At 62.6% G+C, this 21085-nt stretch carries 18 protein-coding genes, 1 other RNA gene and 4 pseudogenes; 14 read left to right on the forward strand and 9 right to left on the reverse strand.

The annotated features are described in order from the left end of the window. Positions 1 to 98: 98 nt before the first annotated feature. Positions 99 to 2312 (reverse strand): amylo-alpha-1,6-glucosidase, encoded by a 2214-nt coding sequence (locus tag J8I34_RS28025; protein ID WP_209807536.1) that lies wholly within the window; start codon positions 2310 to 2312, stop codon positions 99 to 101. A gap of 17 nt (positions 2313 to 2329) precedes the next feature. Next, positions 2330 to 3412 (reverse strand): glycosyltransferase family 4 protein, encoded by a 1083-nt coding sequence (locus tag J8I34_RS28030; protein ID WP_209776678.1) that lies wholly within the window; start codon positions 3410 to 3412, stop codon positions 2330 to 2332. Positions 3413 to 4336: 924 nt separating this feature from the next. Here J8I34_RS28030 and J8I34_RS28035 point away from each other — a divergent pair. Both J8I34_RS28035 and J8I34_RS28040 read left to right on the forward strand, forming a co-directional pair. Then, positions 4337 to 4831 (forward strand): glycine zipper domain-containing protein, encoded by a 495-nt coding sequence (locus J8I34_RS28035; protein WP_209807537.1) that lies wholly within the window; start codon positions 4337 to 4339, stop codon positions 4829 to 4831. Positions 4832 to 5415: 584 nt separating this feature from the next. Further along, on the forward strand, positions 5416 to 5826 hold the full coding sequence (locus J8I34_RS28040; protein ID WP_209807538.1) for a zinc-finger-containing protein: 411 nt from the start codon (positions 5416 to 5418) through the stop codon (positions 5824 to 5826). Here the strand turns inward: J8I34_RS28040 and J8I34_RS28045 are convergent. Together J8I34_RS28045 and J8I34_RS28050 are read right to left on the reverse strand one after the other, a co-directional pair. Next, positions 5771 to 5995: pseudogene (locus tag J8I34_RS28045) on the reverse strand (thymidine phosphorylase); the annotation flags it as partial. The gene J8I34_RS28040 and the pseudogene J8I34_RS28045 sit on opposite strands and share 56 nt — an antisense overlap. Before the next feature lie 43 nt (positions 5996 to 6038). Continuing rightward, positions 6039 to 6671, reverse strand: a complete 633-nt coding sequence (locus tag J8I34_RS28050) for a helix-turn-helix domain-containing protein (RefSeq protein WP_371748153.1) — start codon at positions 6669 to 6671, stop codon at positions 6039 to 6041. Between the two features lie 218 nt (positions 6672 to 6889). Here J8I34_RS28050 and J8I34_RS28055 point away from each other — a divergent pair, with 218 nt between their 5' ends. From J8I34_RS28055 to J8I34_RS28075, 5 genes are all read left to right on the forward strand, one after another. Beyond that, positions 6890 to 7312, forward strand: coding sequence for an Hsp20/alpha crystallin family protein (locus J8I34_RS28055; protein WP_209807539.1), 423 nt, complete (start codon positions 6890 to 6892; stop codon positions 7310 to 7312). Between the two features lie 26 nt (positions 7313 to 7338). Beyond that, positions 7339 to 7803 (forward strand): CBS domain-containing protein, encoded by a 465-nt coding sequence (locus J8I34_RS28060; protein WP_029050261.1) that lies wholly within the window; start codon positions 7339 to 7341, stop codon positions 7801 to 7803. A 79-nt stretch (positions 7804 to 7882) separates the two neighbouring features. Next, a complete protein-coding gene (locus J8I34_RS28065) occupies positions 7883 to 8527 on the forward strand; it encodes a BON domain-containing protein (RefSeq protein WP_209776926.1) in 645 nt (214 codons plus the stop codon). Between the two features lie 86 nt (positions 8528 to 8613). Beyond that, positions 8614 to 8916, forward strand: coding sequence for a BCAM0308 family protein (locus J8I34_RS28070; RefSeq protein ID WP_371748154.1), 303 nt, complete (start codon positions 8614 to 8616; stop codon positions 8914 to 8916). 186 nt (positions 8917 to 9102) lie between these two features. Then, entirely contained in the window at positions 9103 to 9513 is a 411-nt protein-coding gene (locus tag J8I34_RS28075) for a dienelactone hydrolase family protein (protein ID WP_245176183.1), read from the forward strand. A 78-nt stretch (positions 9514 to 9591) separates the two neighbouring features. On the opposite strand, the pseudogene J8I34_RS28080 reads toward J8I34_RS28075, so the two are convergent. Together J8I34_RS28080 and J8I34_RS28085 are read right to left on the reverse strand one after the other, a co-directional pair. Further along, a pseudogene (locus J8I34_RS28080) lies at positions 9592 to 9912 on the reverse strand (hypothetical protein); the annotation flags it as partial. Between the two features lie 468 nt (positions 9913 to 10380). Then, entirely contained in the window at positions 10381 to 10560 is a 180-nt protein-coding gene (locus tag J8I34_RS28085; RefSeq protein WP_209807540.1) for a hypothetical protein, read from the reverse strand. A gap of 261 nt (positions 10561 to 10821) precedes the next feature. Here J8I34_RS28085 and J8I34_RS28090 point away from each other — a divergent pair, with 261 nt between their 5' ends. From J8I34_RS28090 to J8I34_RS28100, 3 genes are all read left to right on the forward strand, one after another. Then, entirely contained in the window at positions 10822 to 11259 is a 438-nt protein-coding gene (locus tag J8I34_RS28090; protein ID WP_245176184.1) for an Hsp20/alpha crystallin family protein, read from the forward strand. A 135-nt stretch (positions 11260 to 11394) separates the two neighbouring features. After that, on the forward strand, positions 11395 to 11643 hold the full coding sequence (locus tag J8I34_RS28095; RefSeq protein WP_209776943.1) for a hypothetical protein: 249 nt from the start codon (positions 11395 to 11397) through the stop codon (positions 11641 to 11643). Positions 11644 to 11731: 88 nt separating this feature from the next. Beyond that, entirely contained in the window at positions 11732 to 12775 is a 1044-nt protein-coding gene (locus tag J8I34_RS28100) for a hypothetical protein (protein ID WP_084402539.1), read from the forward strand. A gap of 13 nt (positions 12776 to 12788) precedes the next feature. Here the strand turns inward: J8I34_RS28100 and J8I34_RS28105 are convergent, their stop codons facing one another. After that, a complete protein-coding gene (locus tag J8I34_RS28105) occupies positions 12789 to 13775 on the reverse strand; it encodes a ribose-phosphate diphosphokinase (protein ID WP_209807541.1) in 987 nt (328 codons plus the stop codon). Between the two features lie 39 nt (positions 13776 to 13814). On the opposite strand from J8I34_RS28105, the gene J8I34_RS28110 reads away from it, so the two are divergent. Beyond that, positions 13815 to 14801, forward strand: coding sequence for an acetyltransferase (locus tag J8I34_RS28110; protein ID WP_209807542.1), 987 nt, complete (start codon positions 13815 to 13817; stop codon positions 14799 to 14801). Positions 14802 to 14911: 110 nt separating this feature from the next. On the opposite strand, the pseudogene J8I34_RS28115 reads toward J8I34_RS28110, so the two are convergent. Both J8I34_RS28115 and ssrA read right to left on the reverse strand, forming a co-directional pair. Next, positions 14912 to 15137 (reverse strand): annotated as a pseudogene (locus tag J8I34_RS28115) (nicotinate phosphoribosyltransferase); the annotation flags it as partial. Between the two features lie 115 nt (positions 15138 to 15252). Next, positions 15253 to 15584, reverse strand: a transfer-messenger RNA (tmRNA) gene (ssrA, locus tag J8I34_RS28120). A 291-nt stretch (positions 15585 to 15875) separates the two neighbouring features. On the opposite strand from ssrA, the pseudogene lon reads away from it, so the two are divergent. The 3 genes and pseudogenes from lon to polX all read left to right on the forward strand — a co-directional run. Then, positions 15876 to 17810: pseudogene (lon, locus tag J8I34_RS28125) on the forward strand (endopeptidase La); the annotation flags it as partial. 16 nt (positions 17811 to 17826) lie between these two features. Continuing rightward, positions 17827 to 18783, forward strand: a complete 957-nt coding sequence (locus tag J8I34_RS28130; protein ID WP_209807543.1) for a Lon-like protease helical domain-containing protein — start codon at positions 17827 to 17829, stop codon at positions 18781 to 18783. A gap of 159 nt (positions 18784 to 18942) precedes the next feature. Continuing rightward, a complete protein-coding gene (polX, locus tag J8I34_RS28135) occupies positions 18943 to 20790 on the forward strand; it encodes a DNA polymerase/3'-5' exonuclease PolX (protein WP_371748155.1) in 1848 nt (615 codons plus the stop codon). Positions 20791 to 21085: the final 295 nt, after the last annotated feature.

Genomic DNA, 21085 nt, shown 5'->3' on the forward strand with positions numbered 1-21085 from the left:
CCTTTGGTCTTCCTCTCATCACCACCTCGCCGTTTGCGTGCCTTCAACGCAGACTACTATGTGGTGTCAATAATGCAGGGAACTTCTGGCGCAGGACACTAGTGGCGGGTCAGCACTCTGACCGGCCCTTGTCGGTCCAGCACATCGACCACGACGCGCTCACCCGAACGGCGCACGGCCACATCGGCGCTGCCGCCGTTCACCGCGAGGTTGCGGAACACTACTTCGTCAAGGAACGCTGGCAGCGAAGGGTTCTCAAAGGTGATGGCGGGCTCGTTAATGTCGAAGTCCAGCCCGAGGCAGGCTTGTAGCATCAGCAACGGTGCCGCCGCCGCCCAGGCCTGCGGCGCGCAGGCCACGGGGTAGAACGTAGGCCCCTGGCTGCGGTGGCGAGGAAATCCGCAGAACAGCTCCGGCAGGCGGCGCAAATCGATATAGCTGGACGCGGCGAACAAGCCTTCGAAAAGGCGGCTGGCTTCGCGGTGGTAGCCGTAGCGCGCCATGCCGGCGGCAATCAGCGCATTGTCGTGTGGCCATACCGAGCCGTTGTGGTAGCTCATGGGGTTGAACCGCGCGGCGTCGGCGGCGACGGTGCGAATGCCCCAGCCGCAGAACGAAGTGCTTTCCATCAGCGTTGCCACCACGGAGGGCGCGCGTTCGGCCAGGGCGATGCCGGTAAGTAGCGCATGGCCGGCATTGGACGAGCGGACGCGGCAGGGGCGCTTGTCGCCGTCCAGCGCCAGTACATAGGTGCCGAGCGCCGCATCATAGAAGCGTCCGTCAAACGCATCGCGCAGCACCTCGGCCTTGCCGGCGTAGATCGCCCCGCCTTCGATGTCGCCCAGGGCCGTGCACAAGGCAGCCGCAGCCTGCCAGGCGCCATAGGTGTAGGCTTGGACCTCGGCCAGGGCGATCGGCCCCGGCGCCAGGCGGCCGTCTTCATGGAACACCGAGTCGCGGCTATCCTTCCATCCCTGGTTAATGAGCCCCTCCGGCGACTGCCGGCCATACTCGACGAAGAGATCGCCATCGCCATCGCCGTACTCGCTGATCCAGCGCAGGGCTGCCGCGATAGACGGCCATAGCGAACGGATGGTGTCGATATCGCCGGTGCGGCGCAGGTACGCGCCAGCCAGCAGCACAAAGAGCGGAGTGGCGTCGACGCTGCCGTAATAGAGCGCGAACGGGACTTCGCCCAGCCGCGCCATTTCACCGTGTCGCATTTCGTGCAGGATCTTTCCCGGCTGCGCATCCGCCTGCGGGTCGGCGGTCTGAGCTTGCAGCGCGGCCAGGTGACGCAGCACGCCGCCGGCGATCTCCGGATCCAGCCACAGTGTCTGCAGCGCGGTGATCAATGCATCTCTGCCAAACACGGTACTAAACCACGGGATGCCGGCATACGGGTAGGGGCCATGCACTGTATTGGTCAGCAGCATGTAGAGATCCGAGACGCTACGCCGGGCCACGTCGTTGAAGAGTTCGTTGGAGGTGAGGATTGACGCGGCGCGATGCGCCGCGTGCCGCAGTTCGCGCCGCGACTCTCGCAGCGCGCCAAAGAATGACTTCGGCGGGGTTGAGCTCACTTGCACTGACGCGCATCGGATCGCCAGGCGCAACGCCTGCGTCGCAAACGGCTCCAGTACCAGCACGAAGCTGGCACCGCTGCCCGTAAGCTGCTCGGGTGCGGGATCGAAACTCAGTTGGGTTTCGCGCCGCGTCTCGTCCAGTCCCGTGTAGCTGAGGGTGACAGCGTCTGTCGTCACCGCCGGCGCATGTGTGGTGCCACGGCGCAGGCGCCGCGTGCCGCGCACCTCGAACAAGTCAGCAAAATCCGCATCGAAGGCGATGTCGATACGCACGCGCCGCGGCACATCGTCAAAGTTGCTCACGGTCAGGCGCTCATAGCAGGCCCCGTCCCAGAGGAAGCGCGTGCGCCGCAGGTGTATCAAGTCATGTTCGAGGCGGAGCAGTCCTTGCTCGTCGAACAGGTCGGGGTTGGTCAGGTCGCAGGTCAGTGCGGCGTTGTCGTCGCGCAGTGTCGACGACAGCAGCATTGGCCGAGCGCCGTCGATGGTCAGGTGCAGGTAGGACAGATGCCGGGTATCGAAGTGGAACAAGCCTTCGGGACTGCCGGGCGCGCCAATGGCGTCGCCGTTGTGATCGAACAGCGCAAAGGTGTCGCCATGCTTGAGCGTGCGCGGGCGGCGCTCCTGCAGCGATGCGGCCGCCGGGATATAGAACTGCGCAACCTGTGCGGCCCCACCGGTCTGCCCCGGCGCGCCGGTGTTTTTGGTAGGCGGGTCGACATGCATGGATGAGGTCCCTCCATTCAGGCAAGCACTTCCAGTTCGTCGGATTGACCCGCCGGCGTGTCAGCTGCGCCTGATTTGTCCAGGCTGCCATAGATTTGCACGTAGTCGCTTGCCATCCGCGCCACGGTAAAGCGCGCTTCGAACGCTGCACGTACACCTGTGCGCGGCAGCGCCGATGCCCGGTGCACCGCCGCTACCGCTTCGTCGATGCCGTGCACGACATAACCGCTGACCCCGGGATCGATTATCTCCGACACCGATCCTGCAGAAAAGGCCACCACCGGCGTGCCACATGCCATGGCCTCGATCATGACCAGCCCGAACGGCTCTGGCCAGTCGACCGGAAACAACAGCGCGCGCGCGTTGCCGAGAAATGCGCTCTTTTCCCGTTCGCCAATCTCTCCGATGTATTCCACGTGCGGATTCGCCGCCACCAGCGGGCCGATGGTGCTCTCCCAATAGCAGCGATCGACCCGGTCGATCTTGGCTGCGATCTTCAACTGCATGCCAGCGCGCCGGGCGATTTCGATCGCCCGGTCGGGGCGCTTTTCCGGCGCGATCCGCCCCAGGAAGGCCAGGTAATCGCCGCGCGGGTTGGCGCAGCACGTCAGCAATTGCGGTGGCAGGCCGTGGTGTACGGTGCCGGCCCAATTTACCGGTGGCATTGGAAGTCGTTGGGCTGCGGAAACAGACACCAGCGCAAAATCCGGAAAGGAAGCATAGAACGGCTGCAGGTCCGGCAGGTCAAGACGGCCGTGCAAAGTGGTCACAGACCGTATCGGCATGCGCCGCAGCAGCGGGTAATGCAGCATGTCGATATGGAAGTGCAGAACATCGAATTCCTCGGCGCGCGTCATCACACGGTTCACCATCATCAAATGATACGGCAGAGGATCGCAGACGCGTGTGTCCAGGCGCAATGCCAAGTTGCAGCACGGCACGAGTTCGGCACGCGTGACCGAGTCGCCGCTCGCAAACAGCGTGACATCGTGGCCTTGCTGCACGAGTTCTTCGGTTAAATAGGAAACGATGCGCTCTGTGCCACCATACGTGCTCGGCGGACAGCGTTCAGCCAACGGGGCAATCTGGGCAATCTTCATTGGCACGTCCGTCACGAAACGCAGCTGCTGCGACGCGTGAGGTCGAAGACTCGGCAGCCATCGCGCTTCCGTTGCAGAAATTTGGTGGGCTGTGGCCACGAAACCAGTCCGACGCCTGCGATGTCATGTTCATCCCGGTTTCAGGTCTGTGTGCCGGTGCACCCGTCTACCCGCCAGTTCGACACGCTACTGTTGAATAGATGACTCCGGTGGCCGTCCGATGTCCAGTTGCCCCGGCTGACGGGGCGGCTTTTCCCGCCCAGATCTATGCATTGGATGGTCCACTTTTGGTGGCAACTGATGTGCTGGACGCACCCGTGGTTTCTCCGACTTATCGTTGTCGCGTCGTAAGGGAGTCTTCATGATGCGTCTCCATAATCATGTTGCTCAACCTATCGAGCCTTACAGCAAGGACCGCGCCAGGGTTCCACCGACGCATTCGGGATCGCGGCACTCCCGCGAACTGGCCGGCTTCATCTCGCGGAACCGGTTATCACCGAACACACAGACCATTTTCGTCCGCTAAGTTTTTCGTTGGCTCCCGTGGTCGGTTGACTTGCGCTGGTCCGACACTCGGCGGTGATCACGACCCGGTTGCCGCATGCTGATCAACAGGTCTCGATTGCGCGCTGCGCTATATCGCCTTTGATGCTGTTTGAACCCGGCTACCAGTGTTGCCTGGGGTCGGCGGCGCTGAGGCCAACTCATCCATTCCGAGCCCGCGATGTGAAAATTACTTGTTCTTCGTGCAACGATGTATTGTGGCCCCCTGGCCCGGGTGACCGCCGTGCCTCCCATGACGCGCGACCGCGATGCGAACCTGCTGTCTGCCAGCCGGCGCATGCCAGGCATAAAAACTGCGCGGGTCGACCTCGGCGCAAAGGATCGGCCTGCGCGCGGTACGTTTCAATCCGGAGAAAGATCATGGAACAAGCAGAGATGAAAGGCACGCAAGCGAGCGGCCCCGTAACCAGCACGCCACATGTGCCTTCGTTCAGTGAGCGCGGAGCCGTTTCCCAGTCGACGTCCGGCTCCACATCCGGGGCCGTTTTCGCCCAGCGTGGGAATGATGCGCATGCTTCCGCCGAAGACAGGGAGTCGCAGGAACTTTCGCGCGAGCTGGACCGGCTGCTGGAGCGCCTTCCTGCCCTGGCCGGCGAAGACCGCGACAAGGCCAAAGCTGATTTTCTAAAGCTCGCTGTAAAATCCGCTGGTACGGCCACGGAGCTGGTAGCCAAGTCGGCTGACGTCGCCAAGCGTGTCACCGGACAAGTCAAGTCCGGCTGGGCAAGCGGGCGAGAGCGCGCGGAATCCTTTGTTCATGCCAATCCGGTGCGCGCGGTTGGCATCGCCTTGGGCATCGGTTTGGTGCTCGGCGCGAGATTATTCGGAGCGTATCGGCGAGGCGACCCTCTGTGAACGTTCACGCGCAACCAGCGTATCCGTCAGCCGGGGTCGGAGGTACCGGCCTCGCTGGCGCAGACGCACGGCTACAGCCCCTCATTCGAGGGTGACCGGAAAGGGCATCAACCGGCTGGCGTTTCGAAATGGGAGGTGAATGTGGAGATGGATAGATATTCATATCCTCAATGATGGATTTAGAAGTGAAGCAAGCACCACCCCTCGATCCGACCTAGTATGAAAGCGGTCCGCTTCCGAAACTGTTGGCTTTGGCGATCTCACTATCGCTTTGCAGGAGACTCGGTATGTTGAGTGATTCCGACTTCCGTGAACGCGTCAGGCGAAACCTCATAGATACCGTCCCCATGGAGGTTCGACGCGCCTGGAGCGAAGCAGAACTTACAACTTGGTGGGCCACGATCTCAGCCCAGGATAGCGACCTGGGGGCTTACCGTCCAAGCGGCGACTCCCCGCCCGTCGAGCGCGTCATAGAAGTGTGCGAGGATTTGTTGGGGCCACATGCGAAGAACACTTAGCGTACAGCAGCAGCGACCCGGTCCGGTGAAATCCTGACTTCTCAACTTGCGCTGCAAAGATCATCAATGCGCGTTGGCCGCCCGATTCCCGCTCCTCCCCAGCCCGTCTGCGACGACTGCGGCGCCAAGGCGAAACTGGCACGCGCCGGCGATGAAACGTATCCCTATCTCGAAGACCACGGGCCTGTATGGATTTGCGCCGCGTGCCAGGCCTGGATCGGCGTGCGGGCACGCAGCAAGCACAACACGCCCCTCGGTCGACTGGCCAACGCGGCGTTGCGCGAGCGCAAAGGCCAGTTGCACGAAGCGCTCGAACCCTTGGTTGAGGCAAAGGTGCGGCGCGACGGTGTCAATGCTTTCGAGGCGCGCGGCAAGGCGATGAAATGGCTCATTGCATCGCTTGGCATGGATGTCGCGACCCCGAGCATTCACGCAATGGGAGCGATGGCGCGCCAACCAGGTTCAGCGTGGCAATGATGCTGGCGTCGCCGATCCGCACCTGAACCCTTGCCCGCGCGGCACACAGGCAGTCCGGGTGGAGGTCGATGACATGCTCCTGCCAGGTGTCGATGCCGAGCGGCTTGAAGGTCACCGGCTCGGATCCCTGGCCTTCCCCGGCGGCAAAATTCAGCTCGTTGGCCAGCATCGCGCTTTCCCCGCCGACCGGCGAGGGCAATGGCATGTACTTATCACAGATCGAGCGCCTCGAGATCGAGGAGTTCGATCTGCTGTACCCTAACCAGTCCTTCCTGCTGGAAGCGGGACAGCGTGCGGCTCGCGGTCTCCAGGGTCATGCCGAGATAGCTGCCGATGTCCTCGCGTGTCATGCGCAACGTGAAGCAAGTCGCCGAATAGCCTCTGTGCTGAAGGCGACGCGAGATGTTGAGCAGGAAGGCAGCCACGCGTTGTTCCGCGGAGAGATTGCCGAGCAGCATCATCTGCCCGGTCTCGCGGACGATTTCCGCGCTCATCATCTTATGGACATGTTGCTGCAGCGATCTGACTTCGCGGCAAAGGGCTTCCAGCAGGTGGAACGGGATCACGCAGACGGCGCTGTCTTCCAGGGCAATGGCGTCGCAGGTGTGAACCTCAGGCGAAATGCCGTCAGGTCCAAGCGTTTCGCCTGGAAGGAACAAGCCGGACACGCATCCGCGGCCGCTCGGGTGAGAGAGCACGGTCTTGATCGAGCCCGACCGCAGCGCGTAGATGCTCTGGAACGGATCTCCCGCGCGGTAGAGCGCTTGCCCTTGCCTGACCATCTTCCAGTTCCTCACCACGCTGTCCAGGCGCACTACGTCCGTCTCGTCGAGGTTGGACGCCATGCAGATGTGCCGGAGCATGCGGGTGGAGCACTGGGCACCCGGCTTCGGTGGTTTACCTGACAGCGTCGCGGCGGATTCCGACTTCGGCAAAGTCGCTCCAGCGCCGCATCGAAGTCGATGCAGCGATCTTGATGCAGAACAAACGCCCGCGGCGCTCAGCTTCCATTCTGGAAGCAGCCGGCCTTTCCGGTTCTGTTCCAGGCGTCAAGGAGATCACCATGACCAACCTCAGGCACTTTGACCCGTTCTCTGTCGAACCCATCAGCGACATGCTGCAGGGCATGCTGCGCTCATTCCGCGGGACTGCGGATAACGGCCTGGCATTCAAGGTCGATGTGTCGGAATCGGACAGCGCCTACACCCTGGCCGCGGAACTGCCTGGTGTGAAGAAGGAGGACATCGACGTATCCGTTGACCGCGGCACGGTGATGATCAGCGCAAAGGTGGAGAAGTCCTCCGAGCAAAAAGAGGGCGAGCGCGTGATCCGGCGCGAGCGCTACAGCGGCTCGATGCAGCCTGCCTTTAAGCTGGACGCCAGCATCGACGAGGGCAAGGTCGATGCCAGCTACGACAACGGTGTGCTGCGCGTGGTCCTGCCCAAGAAGGAATCATCGCCGCAACAGCGGATTACCGTGAAGTGAAACCCTGTCTGCAACGGAGTACGGCAATGAGAATCGACGAGCTTTGTACGCGTAAACCTGTCCATATTCCGCTTTCCTGCACATTGCAGGAAGCCGCAGTGCAAATGCGTGACCAGCATGTGGGCTCATTGATCGTCACGGAAGCAGGGCCGTCAGGCACGCGCGTCGCCGGCGTGCTGACCGATCGCGATATCGTGCTTTGCAGCACGGCGGCCGGGGCAGACCCTTGCACCAGTCAGGTGGGGGACATCATGACGCGCGGCCTGGTTACTGTCGGCCGCCATAACAGTGTCGCCGACGCGATGCAGTTGATGCTCTCTCATGGCGTGCGCCGGCTTGGCGTGCTCGATGGGGAAGTGCTCATCGGAGTGGTTTCGATGGACGACATGGTCGGTGCCATGGCGGCGGAGTGGGGCATGCTCTCCACGATCATTCGCAATGAGCAGGAGCGCGAACGCACCGGCCATACCCAAGCAGTGCTTCATGTCTGAACCTTGCAGGAATGACGGAAGCCGTCGCCGTACGGGCGCGTCGAGTGCCGTTCCGCACACCATGTTGTGAGATTTTGCGATGAAAACTGATCTTCAACTCAAGAAGGAAGTCACGGAAGAGCTGGACTGGGATCCCGCCATCGATGCGGCTGCCATTGGTGTGGAGGTACGCAAGGGCGTAGTAACGCTCAGCGGCCACCTGCCCAGCTATGCCGAGAAGCTTGCCGCCGAGCACGCTGCCGAAAAGGTGTCGGGCGTGCGCGCGGTGGTGGTGAACCTGGATGTCAGGCCTATGGGCGAATTCAGCGATGAGGCGATTGGCTCTGCCGCACGAGGCGCACTGCAATGGCATGTCCACCTGCCTGCCGATGCGGTCAAGCTGCGTGTCGAGAAGGGCCACGTAACGCTGACCGGGGAAGTGGAGTGGGGTTATCAGCGCACCCTTGCCGAGCGTACCGTGTCGCAACTCCGCGGTGTGACGGGTGTGACGAACCAGATCAGGATCCAGGTGCGCCCCGCCCCCGCGAATGTCGTTGAACGAATCGAAGCCGCATTGCGTCGGCATGCCGAGCGTGAAGCGAAGCACATCAGCGTAGCGATGAGAGATGGCACGGTGACGTTGAGCGGTCGCGTGGATTCCCGCGCGGAGCGGCTGGCGGCTGTCGGTGCGGCCTGGTCCGCGCCCGGCGTCGGCGCCGTGGTGGACGATCTGGAGTTGTTCTGATGCGCAATGGGAAGGTGAGGGCGACTTCCCCGTCTCGATGAAGAACCTTCAACCTGCCGTCCGGGCGAAGGCGATCGAGATCGCCAGTGCGTCGCATCGCCGACAACATGCCTGCCGGGCGCGTGGTCCTTGCCGGTGGCTTCGAGGCTGCGCATCGCCAGGAGATCCTGGCTCTCGTCCGCAATCGTGAGGCGGGCTTGCGCGCACAGCATCCGATGGAGCGACTGATGTCGGTCCAGTCGGATGACCAGGGCACCACCATCGCAACCACTGGCGTGCACCTGGCGCGCGATGTCGGCAATGCCATCCATCATGCTTACCGCGGCAAGCTTACGATCGACTACGGCCATGCGGAAACCGAGCTGCACGTGAGCTGGCACAGGGATTGATCGGAGCACCCGAACAGGAAGGGGGCGCGAATGAAATCACTGCGCAACAGGTGGTGATCCTCGCGGATGACCTGGCACTTCCAGGGGAACTGGCTTTGCCTGAGACGCCTCGCGGGATTGTCCTGTTCGCCCACGGGAGCGGGAGCTCGCGCCATAGCCCCCCGCAACCGCCTAGTTGCATCGATATTGCATCGAGCGGACATCGGCACGCTGCTGTTTGATCTGCTGACGCCGGAAGAGGATGTTGGCCTGACGCAGCGCTTCGATATTGCGCTGCTGAGCGACAGGCTCAGCGCTGCGACGGAATCGATCGAACGCCTGGCAGGGCAGCGCGATCTTCGACTTGGTTACTTCGGTGCGAGCACCGGTACCGCCGCGGCCTTGCGTGCCGCCGTCGCAACGCCGGCGCACCGGCGTATCAACGCGGTCGTGTCCCGCGGCGGGCGGGTTGACCTGGCCGGCCACGATGCGCTCTGCCGCCTGGCCTCTGCGCTGCTGATGATCGTCGGGGAAAATGATCCGGTCGTCGTCAGTCTCAATGCGCGCCGCCGCGTGGGTACCATGCGAGAAGCGGCTGGAAGTGGTTCCCGGCGCTAGCCACCTGTTCGAAGAGCGATCGCGCAATACGCGGCAGCGGCCGATTCATGAAGCGAGAATGATGAATGCCCAAGGAACAAAGCGCCGCATCTTGACGGCGTACTCAAGGGGGACGCCCGCGCCTTCCACCTTGAGGGATCCGGCCGTGTCCCCGGCAACGATGGGGGCCACATCGAGATAGAGTCCGGGGGCCACGCGCCGGTTCAGCCGAAGCTCGGTCTGGCAATCATCACTGCGCGCTTGTGCCGTCGAGAAATCCAGGAGATCGAATCGCACCGGCTTTCGGACCTTGTAAGCGAAGTCACCGGCAAGAAACACGCGCGAAATGTGGGTCTCGATGACCCGCACGCCATCGACCGGATGAGGGTAGGCGTCCGGCGTCGCCAATGCCGCCGTCAATGCCGCATCTTTCGGCTCGGATAACGCCGGTGTCGGACGATAGTGACGGCCTGTCTGGGAAATCTGACACCAGTGAAAGAGAAGTACAATTTCGGCGCTCTAGCGACACCGCGGATGGTCACGCTGTTCAATGCGGGACGCGATTGCCTAAAATTGCCAGTCCTTTTCAACTAGCGACGGGTTGAGTGCGCCGCGAACTCCACGTTGCGCCTGCAGATTGGCACATTCTCTGCCGGCACAACTACCACCGACTGCAGTCGTCACTCCCCCAAGGCCCTCATGACGTGAGGAAACTGGTTGGCGTCAGGCCAATGCGAATCAGAGTGCGACACAGACGCGCGGCTTTGTTGACAGGCATCAACCCAGCTCACCCGGCGCGCGCTACCGTTGAACAAACCGTGATCGAACCAAACTCGCCCCTGTATTGGGCTAGGTTTGTCGCGGACAACCGCGATTTCGTTTTTGCGATTAGCCACGGCAAAGATAGCCGGTATCTTTGCCCCCGCGGGCACCGCCAATGCCAAACCTGCATCGCAACACGGTGGCTTCATCCGGTGTCACGGCTGAAAGCATGGTGGCGACCAACTCGCGCATGCCCTTGTCCGCCACCGTCGTGAACGGGTCGGGCGCCGTCTGATCCTCGATCATCTCCGCGAGAGCGGTATCGCCGGATGGTATCGGCGCATCGCCATGCCGTGCCAAAGCCGCCCAATCACTATCGTGTAGCTTTGACAGGAGTCAAATTGCCCAATGAGAGAGCGCCTAGGATGATTTGTACATTGACCCCACAGGCGGATCTTGAAATGGCTGAATCTCAAACTACGGTGCCCGTGAAGAAAAGCGAAGACGCCGCCAGGCACCCCCTGGTCTCCCCAGGCCTGGCACCCCATTGCGCGCCTGCGGCGTGAGATGGAACGCTTGTTTGACGATTTCGATCACGGCACACGCTTCACGCCGGCACGCCTGCCGCGGTTCGGCCTCGAGACATTCTGGCGGCATGACTGGAGCATGCCTTCCGCTCCTTCCGTAGACCTTGCCGAAACGGACAAGACCTACGAGCTGACGGCCGAGTTGCCGGGGATGGACGAGAAGGATATCGAGGTGAAGCTGGCCAACGGCGGCCTGACGATCAAAGGCGAAAAGCGCGAGGAGAAGGAGGAAAAGGAGAAGGACTATTACTTGCGCGAGCGCTGCTTCGGTTCCTTCGAGCGCTGTTTTCAACTGCCCGACGGCGTTGATGCCGACAAGATCGAAGCCAGGTTCAACAAGGGTGTGCTGACGATCACGCTTCCCAAGACGGTTGAGGCGCAAAGTGCGGCAAAGAAGATTCCGGTGAAGGGCGCCTGACGGCAGGCTATGATCGCGGCGAAAGTTCGGCGACGATGGCATCGTCACTCTCGTCGATCCCGTCTTCGCGGACAGGCACGGCATCCACTTCGCCGCCCTCAGTCACGTGGGCGGTCCCTTTTGCGAGGAGTGGCAATGGATACGCACAATGCAGCACCGCAGGCCGCTACCGCCAGCGAGATCCGCGACATAGTCGGGCCCGTGGAGGATCAGGTGGTCGAAATGATTCTCGACGAAGGGCCTACACGTGCAGAAGTCCTGGAAGCCTTCACATGGTTGCGTTCCGACCAGCAGTTACGCCATCGCCCGGGCTTCGAATTGGAGGGAAAGTCCGCACGAATTCTGGAAATTCTGGAAAGCGAAGAGCCGGATTCGGACGCCTGAGGAACCGTGTGCCCCACAACACAGGCCGATCTTGCTATGGGGCCAGGCGCCTTATAAGGGCTCGCGATATGGATGGGAGGTTCCCGCAATGGCATGGAACGGTGCGGCAGTGCCCAATGACTCGATGCCGGTTGCGGCCAAGGTGGCGCTGCTGCGTCAACCCGGAATCTACCCCGATCATCCACGAGATGTGCAAGTGGTGGAGACTCACATGTCCTGGGTCTTCCTCACTCGCGATTATGCGTACAAGCTCAAGAAGCCAGTCCGTTATGACTACCTCGATTTTCGTACGCTTGCGGCAAGGCAGTACTATTGCACGGAAGAAGTGCGCTTGAATCGACGGCTGGCCGGCTCCGTCTATCTTGATGTCGTGCCTGTGGTCTTGGAACCGGGCGGCGCCGCTCGATTAGGCGGCAAGGGCACGGTGGTCGACTGGTTGGTCAAGATGCGCCGGCTGCCGGCCGATCGCATGCTGGACAAGGCACTATCCCAAGGCACCGCGACGCAGGAGGACGCGCGCGCAGTGGCAACCCGCCTGGGCGAGTTCTACATGACGCTGCCACCCGCGCCGGTCACGGTTGATGAATACCGGGGCCGCTTGCGCCGTGACATCGACGAATGCGAGCGCGAACTCAGTAACCCGGCGTTTGCGCAGCCTGTCGCGCTGGTGAGAGAGGTCTGCCTCGCTCAGCGCCGCCTGCTGGCGCAGGACCCGTCGCGCTTCGATCGGCGTGTCAAAGAAGGCCGGATTGTGGAAGCGCATGGCGATTTGCGGCCGGAACATATCTGCCTTGCGCCGCCGCTCGCCATCATCGATTGTCTGGAGTTTTCACGCCAATTCAGGACCCTCGATACGGCCAACGAAATCGGCTTTCTCGCTCTCGAATGCGAGCGGCTGGGCGCTGCCGACTTTGCCCAGGTACTGATTGGTACTTACCGCGACGTTACCGGCGACAGGCCCGATGCCGCGCTGTTGCACTTCTACCAGAGTTGCAGTGCCTGTTTGCGCGCGAAGATTACCGTCTGGCATTTGCGGGAGGCAATATATCGTGATTCGCCAAAGTGGCCCGAGAGAGCAAGATGCTACCTGCGACTGGCCGTGCAGCACATGCAAGCCTTTGCGCAGGCATAATCGCACGAAGGCGTCAACCCGCCAGCAGTTCGCTGATCGACTCGCCGCTGTGGCTGTGCGCGATCGCCTGCGCGAACAGGGCCGCACTGTCCAGGATGATGAGTTTGTCCCTGACCTTGCCTTCGGGGAGGCGGAATGGCGGTACGGTATCCGTGACAACGACCTGTACCAACTCATCATCCGCAAGCACCTGCGCGGCGCTCCCCACGAACAGCCCGTGCGATGCGGCGGCGTAGATCCGGCGGGCGCCGAGACCGCCGCACGCTTTCACGGTACGGGCTATGGTCGTTCCGGTGCCGATCAGGTCGTCGACAATGATGGCGCACTTGCCTTGCACGTCGCCGACTATCAGTTCACCGCTCACGATTCCCTCACTACGGTGCTTTTCGGCAAAAGCGCTGGCTACCGGGCGGGCCAGGGCATGGCTCAAACGCTGCCGGAAATCCTCGGCCCGCTTGATGCCGCCTGCATCCGGAGATACGACAGCGATCTCCTCATCGCGCAGAAGCGACGCGAAGTAGGAAACAAAGAGCTTGTTGGCCCCAAGGTGATCGGTGCGGCAGCGGAATGCATTCTGATAGGCAGCAACATTGTGGACATCCAGCGTGATGACATGATCGGTACCGACCGCCTCAAACAAGCCTGCGACGTAGCGCGTGGTGACCGGGTCGCGGGCCTTCGATTTCTGGTCCTTGCGCGCGTAGCCCAGGTACGGAACGATGGCGGTTACGCAGGCTGCCGAGGCATCCTTAAGCGCGCCAATGAAGAAGAGCAGTCGGCAGAGTTTGTCGTTAACGCTTTGGCGGGCATCGCCGTGCAAGGATTGCACCACGAAGACGTCCCTGCCGCGTACGTTCACCAGCGGGCGGCTTTTGTGCTCGCCGTCCTCGAAAGCCCGCTCCTCATGCGGACATAGCTCGGCCCCCAGGTGGCGGCCAACTTTTTCGCCGAACTCGCGCGTGTCATCGAGTGCGAACAACATCAAGTCAGGATGGATCATGGCTAGCCGGCTCCCCCTTTCTCCGTATGGTGCCCCAGCGTGACACACTTCGACGTCTTCAATGGTGACGCAGACGGTATCTGCGCGCTGCATCAACTACGCTTGGCCAACCCGATTGCATCCTCATTGATCACGGGCGCCAAGCGTGACGTGACGCTGCTCGCGCGCGTTCCCGCCCGCCGAGGCGATGCCGTGACGGTGTTGGACATCTCCCTGGATACGAACCGCGAAGCATTGCTTGAACTCCTCGGGCGCGGCGTCGAGGTGGAGTACTTTGATCATCACTTTTCCGGGGACATTCCGCTGCACCCAAGATTGATGGCCTGCATTGAGACGGCGCCCACTGTGTGCACCAGTCTGCTCGTGAATCGCTATCTCGGGGGCAAGTATCCGCTCTGGGCCATTGTCGGGGCATTTGGGGACCATCTGCCCGATGCCGCGCACAGGCTCGCGCGGTGCCACGCCCTGCGAGCGGAGCAGACGCATCAGTTGCGCGAACTCGGCGAATCCATCAACTACAACGCCTATGGCGATGCCGAAGCGGATCTTCTGATCCCGCCTGCCAGACTCTATGAGAGCTTGCTTCCCTATGCGGATCCGTTCCAGTTTATCCTTGCCGCCCCAATCACGCGGGCGCTGCACGACGGACGGCGGCAGGACATGGAAATGGCCATGCGGCAGCGCGCCAGCATGGTGCTGCCGTGCGGCGCCATATATGTGTTGCCAGACGTGGCCTGGGCGCGGCGTGTACGGGGCGTCTTTTCGAACCATCTGGCAAGTAGCCACCCAGGGCTAGCCCACGCGGTTCTGACGGTGAATGCGCAGGGGGGCTACACGGTGAGCGTGCGCGCGCCGATAGCGTCGCCATTTGGTGCTGACAGGCTGTGCCGGCAGTTTGAGAGTGGCGGGGGGCGCTCAGCTGCGGCAGGCATCAATTGCCTCGCGCGCGATGGCTTGCCGCAGTTCATGCGCGCGTTCGAGGAAGTCTTCAGCGTTGGAGGCGCGGCGCAAAATGCATCTCCCTGATCACGGGGCTGCAGCTGGGGAATCCCGATTCTTCCTTCAAGCCGATCCTGCCGCGGCCCCGGCCGATGCGCCGAGTGCGTCGGCGGTACGGGCCAGTTCGAAGGGAAGGGCTGATAACGTCGCCATGATTGCTTTCTGCCCGGCCAGGTGGCCTTGCCTTCGGAACGTTTGCGTCGCGGCAAGCCCGCGTATTCCGTGAGCTTGTAGGCGCAGTCAACGTACGGTGAATCCGCCGACGTGTTCATTCGTGTGCCTACCCCGAAACCATCGATTGGTGCATCTCCGTACGCGGTATTCATCGAGATTGCCGCTGGCGAAGATGGGGGCTAGTCTGCCTCTGCTACGGTAGGCGCTGCGCCGGTGACAACGTTGATGCAGCGCAAGGCGGTGATTCTCGACTTCCATCGCATTGAGAGGGAAGGAGACGACAGCGGCGAGGAACCGGCTGAAATGACAATGGGGACCGAAGTCCCCATCGGCTGTCTTGGTTTACAAGGCTTCAGCGGCCCCGGCATTGGCCTCAGGCGGCCAGTGCGAAACGCTCATCGTTGGCGTTTATGAGATTTGCTTCATTTACGTCGATCGCCTGACGGGTTGCCTGCGCCCCTTTGTACGTCCTGTCGAAACCGGTACACCCCCACCTCAGCGCGCCGCGTGTCACGGTACGCTGAGGTGGAGGTGAGGGGATTCGAACCCCTGTCCAGAACGCCGCCAGATTGCCGGGATGACAACCATGTCTCCGATATGGAGCGGCAATGGACATTTTCAAGAGCAAGGGCGCCGCCGAGCCCTGCGATGAACCTGGTCACGAGAAAGGACGTTCACGGCGCATTGGAACGTCAGGCGTGGGCCACTACACACCGGGATAGGGCGGTGACGGTCTGGTCCCTGGTCTTGTTCCTTATCAAACTGCGGCGCCAGGACGCCCCTATATTGACCTTGCACGACCGGTACGAAATTGTTGCCGCCTCGCGACGTAGTTTCAGAATAGGGAGTGAACGATGAACGCGATATCCGAGCAGATCTTGCGGTAAACAGGGACCGTTGATTCGCGACATCAATGTATTGCTCACCGATGTACAGGCCTTGCTCAGGGATGTCGCGGACGACGTGCTTCCGAATGTGCCCGCCGAGCTTGTGACCGCCTTGCAGGCGATCGAGTCGCCGGGGTTGCTCGCCGACACAGTGGCAGGCCTGGTCGACATCCCGCTCGAACGCAAGCAGGAAACTCTCGAGACGGTTGATGTCGGCAAGCGGCTGGACAAGGTTCTCGACGCCGTGGCCGGCCGCATCGAAGTGCTGCGCCTGTCGCGCGAGATTGGCGAACAGACCCGCGGCCGCCTCGACCAGCGGCAGCGGGAAATGCTGCTACGCGAGCAGCTCCGGACCATCCGGCACGAACTCGGCGAAGGCGGCGAGAACCAGGAAGACATCCGCAGGCTGGCCGAGGCGATCGACGGTGCCCACATGCCGGCGTACATCGAGACGCAGGCCCGCAAGGAACTGGCGCGCCTGGAGCGGATGCCGGAAGCGTCTTCCGAGTACTCGATGTGCACGAGCTACCTCGAATGGCTGACCGAGCTGCCGTGGGGCCTGCCGCAGGAAAAGTCCGTAGACATGGCAGAGGCGCGCCGCATTCTCGACGACGAGCATTTCGGACTGGAGAAGGTGAAGCGCCGCATCCTCGAATACCTTGCTGTGCGCAAGCTCAATCCGCAAGGGAAGGGACCGATCCTCTGCTTCCTCGGGCCCCCGGGCGTCGGCAAGACTTCCCTGGGCCAGAGCATCGCGCATGCGATGGGGCGGCCCTTCGTGCGCGTAAGCCTTGGCGGTCTGCATGACGAGTCCGAGATTCGCGGCCACCGGCGCACTTATGTCGGTGCCATGCCGGGCAATATCATCCAGGCCATTCGCAAGGCCGGCACCCGTGATTGCGTGATGATGCTGGATGAGCTCGACAAGCTCGGCCGTGGCGTGCACGGCGACCCTGCCGCCGCCATGCTGGAGGTGCTCGATCCGGAGCAGAACGCTACCTTCCGCGACAACTACCTGGGCATGCCGTTCGACCTGTCGGCCGTCGTCTTTATCGGCACAGCCAACCAGGCCTAGAGCATTCCGGGCCCGCTGCGCGACCGCATGGAAGTGCTGGAACTTCCGGGGTATACGGATGCCGAGAAACTGCAGATTGCGACGCGCTTTCTCGTTCCCCGGCAGCTCGCAGCTTGTGGCCTGACGGCCGACCAATGCGAGCTGGACGCTGCGGGACTCTCAGCCATCATCCGCCGGTACACGCGCGAGGCAGGCGTGCGTGGTCTTGAGCGGCAGATCGGCGTCGTGCTTCGGTACGCGGCCATGCGCGTGGCCGAGGATCCCGGCGCGCGGTCTCGGATTGGGCCGGACGACCTGCCGGCTATTCTGGGGCATCACAGGTTCGAGAGCGAGGCGGCGATGCGGGTCAGCCTGCCAGGCGTCGCGACGGGCATGGCATGGACGCCGGCCGGTGGCGACCTGCTGTTTATCGAAGCCAGCATCACGCCCGGCTCCGGCAGGCTGGTCCTGACCGGGCAGCTCGGTGACGTGATGAAGGAAAGTGCGCAGGCCGCACTGACGCTGGTCAAGTCGCGCTGCACGAGCCTGCGCATCGATAGCGCCGCGTTCGACAAGAGCGATGTCCACGTGCACGTGCCCGCCGGTGCGGTACCCAAGGACGGTCCGAGCGCTGGTGTCGCGATGTTCATCGCGATAGCTTCGCTGATGATGGGCCGCCCCGTGCATCGGGATGTGGCCATGACCGGCGAGATCAGCTTGCGCGGCGTGGTATTGCCGGTCGGCGGCATCAAGGAGAAGGTGCTCGCCGCACAGCGCGGCGGAATTGGGACCATCATGTTGCCCGTGCGCAATATGCCCGATATCGAAGACATTCCTGCAGACGCGCGCAGCTTGCTTCGCTTCGTGGCACTGGAAACGGTGGACGATGCGCTGGCGGGAGCCCTGGAAGCGCAGCAGTGACCTGCCGCGCCCGCACATGACGATGATCGCTGAGCTTCCGCCGGAAAGGCTGTACACACCGTGCGGACCGAAAAGCCTTGGGTTCGACACCACCGAATCACTGGTTGATGTCGATCTTGCCCTGATACATCCGCGCGCCGTGGCCGCCATCCAGCTCGGGATCGGCATGCGTGTTCGCGGCTGCAATCTGTTCGTACTGGGCGAGCCGGGAAGCGGGCGCCGTGCACTGGTGCGTCACATCCTGGAAGCGGCGGCGCCCGAAGGGCCGCAGCCGGAGGACTGGTGTTATGTCTGCGACTTCGCGGCATCGGAAGGCGTGAAGCTGCTACGGCTGCCGGGCGGCCGCGGCAGGCAACTCTTTCAGGATATGCAGTGCTTCTCCCGCGAGGTAGGACTCGCTGTGGCAGCGGCGTTCGAGGACGTCCAGTACCAGAATCGTGTCGAATTGCTTGAAGAGGAAGAGAAGGCGCGAGAAGACGCCGCGCTGCAGGCGCTGGGCGAGGACGCGCGCAAACATGGCATCGCCATGTCGCGCGAGCCGGACAGCCTGGCCTTTGCGCCGCTCAAGGACGACGGTGAGAAAACGATCTCCGAGGAGGAATTCGCTGGACTACCGGAGGCGCAACAGCAGAAGCTGAGCCAAAGCGTCAATGCCCACTACGAGCAGCTGCAGCGCCTGATGAGCAAACTTCCCCATTGGCGGCGGAACTTGCAGAAGGCTATCAGAAAGGTCGGCCACCGCGCCCTGCGGCTGGCCGTCGGCCACCTGATTGGGGAGATCAAGCCAGCTTACGCCGATTTGCCGGCTGTGGTCTCATACCTCGACGCGATCCTGCAGGATGCTGTCGAGACGGGCCAAGCCTCGTACGAGGCAAACCGGGGGGCGAAGCGGATACGGCGCCGGATACCGGAATGCTTCGGAAGAAGCGACAACCACGGTGAAACGCGCGAGTGTAGTCCGCGCGGCCCGTGATGTCGAAAGCTGGGCGCCGGCAGTGCGCATTGCCTTCGTGTGACGTCAGCGGATTGCGCCTGGCCAGCCGCTGCGCGCCCATGCACTTTGACATTCCGCAAACCGTTCGGCGACCTGTCGACCAGAATGTTTGGGAATGGATACGCGCGGGAGTTAGCTGTGACGGCCAGAGTACGAGATGCCATTGCCGCGAAGGGGGAAAGCGCGACGTCGCTACGAGCGCCGGCGCCGCTGCAAACGCTGGCAAGGGTTGCGGACGTGGAAAATCGCCTCGGATCACAGCAGGGCTTGCTCAATGAGGATGTCATTGCCATCTTCAATGAAATTGCCGACCTGCTTGATATCTCGGGCGCGAACCCGTTCCGGATTCGTGCGTACCGCAATGCCGCGCGCACCATCAGCGGGATGAGAGAGGACCTGCGGACCTTTCTCACGCGCGGCTGCGATCCCGCCGATCTGCCGGGCATCGGGCGGGATCTGGCCGGCAAGATTCGCGAGATCGCCGATACCGGTACGTGTGCGCTGCTGCGCCAAGTGCGCGACGAGGTGCCCGGACAGGGAGCAGCATTGATGAAATTGCCCGGCCTCGGGCCTCGGCGTGTTCAGGCGTTGCAGCGTGAACTCCATATCGCGTCGGTGGACGATCTGGGGCGCGCGGCGCGCGAGCACCGTGTCCGTTTGCTGAAGGGATTCGGGGCGCGTAGCGAACAGCGCCTGCTCCAGGCTATTCAGGCGCAGATGGATCGCAACCGGCGTTTCAATGTCGATGTCGCCGCGCGTACTGCCGACCCGCTCATGCAGTACCTGCGCGAGAACGCGAAGATAGCGGCCATGACGGTGGCGGGGAGTCTGCGACGGGGCAGGGACACGGTAGGGGACCTCGATATCGTGGCCACGTCCGCCGTGCCCCGCACGGTCATTCTGGCCTTCACCGCCTATCCGATGACGCAGACGGTCTTGTCGGCGGGCGTCACGCGGGCGAGCGTGATGTTATCGAACGGGATGCAGGTGGACCTCAGGGTCGTACCACCGGCGGACTATGGCGCGGCCATGGTTTACCTGACCGGCTCGAAGGCACACAACCTGGCGTTGCGCCAGCTCGCGCAGTCAATGGGGCTGAAGATCAACGAATACGGCGTTTTCCGGGGGCGCAGGAAGATCGCAGGCCGCGATGAAGCATCGGTCTACGCTGCGGTTGGCCTGCCGTGGATCCCGCCCGAACTGCGCGAGGACACCGGGGAAATACAGGCTGCTCGCGATGGCAGGCTGCCCCGGCTCGTTGCGAGGGAGGACATCAAGGGTGACCTGCACATCCACACCCGTGACAGCGACGGACTTGCCAGCCTGGAAGAAATGGTCGAGGCAGCGGGCAGGCTCGGCCTACAATACCTGGCGATCACGGATCATTCGCCGCGCATGGGCATGACCCATGGGTTGGGGGCGCAGCGGTTGGCCGTCCAGGCCGAACGCATCGATGCGCTCAATGGCGTGGGTGGCATGCCATGGATACTGAAGGGCGTGGAAGTCGACATCCTGGAAGATGGCTCGCTGGATCTGCCGAACACGGTGCTGGGCCGGCTCGATCTGGTGGTAGGTGCCATCCACAGCCACTTCGAATTGTCGCCAGCCAAGCAGACAGCACGCATTCTCCGTGCCATCGACCATCCGCATTTCAGCATCCTTGCCCATCCTTCCGGCCGCCTGCTCGGTGAGCGGGACGGCTGCAGATTCGACGTTCCCCGCGTAATGAAGGCGCTGGCCGAGCGCGGCTGCTTTGTCGAAGCCAACAGTCAGCCGAGCCGGCTGGACCTGTGGGACAGCACTTGCCGGATGGCCAGGGAGCATGGCGTACTGGTGAGCATCGCTTCGGATGCACACCGCGTTGCCGACCTGGACAATCTGCCGCTGGGCCTGACCCAAGCCAGAAGGGGCTGGCTGGAGGCCGATGACGTTCTCAATGCCCGGGAGCTTCCGGAGTTGCGCTGCCTGCTCAAGCGAACCATGTAGCAAATGGACAAGACGTTCACGCCCGCATCTCGTGGCCCTCGGTGGGGGATCTTCTGCATTTTCCGAGCCCTGAAGACCGGTCGCATGGAAAAGAGAATGCGCTTTCTCGCATGGCTGGGTTGCTTGTTCCTTGTGCCGACCCTGGCGAACCCTGGGCGCGCACAGCCTGTGGCGCGAGATGTGCCTGTGCTCGTCTACCATCGCTTCGCCGAACGTGCGGTCGACACGATGACGGTCCGCACGGAAACAATTCGTGCACATCTGCGCTTTCCCGAGAACAACGGCCACAGGATCG

Source organism: Cupriavidus phytohabitans, from assembly GCF_017815025.1.
Taxonomy (GTDB): Bacteria; Pseudomonadota; Gammaproteobacteria; order Burkholderiales; family Burkholderiaceae; genus Cupriavidus.

Coding starts and splice junctions, on each gene's coding strand:
- J8I34_RS28085 (WP_209807540.1), bottom strand. CDS start 10,560: ATGATCGAGGATCAGACGGCGCCCGACCCGTTCACGACGGTGGCGGAC.
- J8I34_RS28100 (WP_084402539.1), top strand. CDS start 11,732: ATGGCATGGAACGGTGCGGCAGTGCCCAATGACTCGATGCCGGTTGCG.
- J8I34_RS28090 (WP_245176184.1), top strand. CDS start 10,822: ATGGAACGCTTGTTTGACGATTTCGATCACGGCACACGCTTCACGCCG.
- J8I34_RS28105 (WP_209807541.1), bottom strand. CDS start 13,775: ATGATCCATCCTGACTTGATGTTGTTCGCACTCGATGACACGCGCGAG.
- J8I34_RS28025 (WP_209807536.1), bottom strand. CDS start 2,312: ATGCATGTCGACCCGCCTACCAAAAACACCGGCGCGCCGGGGCAGACC.
- J8I34_RS28050 (WP_371748153.1), bottom strand. CDS start 6,671: ATGGCGTCCAACCTCGACGAGACGGACGTAGTGCGCCTGGACAGCGTG.
- J8I34_RS28035 (WP_209807537.1), top strand. CDS start 4,337: ATGGAACAAGCAGAGATGAAAGGCACGCAAGCGAGCGGCCCCGTAACC.
- J8I34_RS28040 (WP_209807538.1), top strand. CDS start 5,416: ATGCGCGTTGGCCGCCCGATTCCCGCTCCTCCCCAGCCCGTCTGCGAC.
- J8I34_RS28130 (WP_209807543.1), top strand. CDS start 17,827: ATGACGATGATCGCTGAGCTTCCGCCGGAAAGGCTGTACACACCGTGC.
- J8I34_RS28030 (WP_209776678.1), bottom strand. CDS start 3,412: ATGAAGATTGCCCAGATTGCCCCGTTGGCTGAACGCTGTCCGCCGAGC.
- J8I34_RS28060 (WP_029050261.1), top strand. CDS start 7,339: ATGAGAATCGACGAGCTTTGTACGCGTAAACCTGTCCATATTCCGCTT.
- J8I34_RS28055 (WP_209807539.1), top strand. CDS start 6,890: ATGACCAACCTCAGGCACTTTGACCCGTTCTCTGTCGAACCCATCAGC.
- J8I34_RS28095 (WP_209776943.1), top strand. CDS start 11,395: ATGGATACGCACAATGCAGCACCGCAGGCCGCTACCGCCAGCGAGATC.
- J8I34_RS28065 (WP_209776926.1), top strand. CDS start 7,883: ATGAAAACTGATCTTCAACTCAAGAAGGAAGTCACGGAAGAGCTGGAC.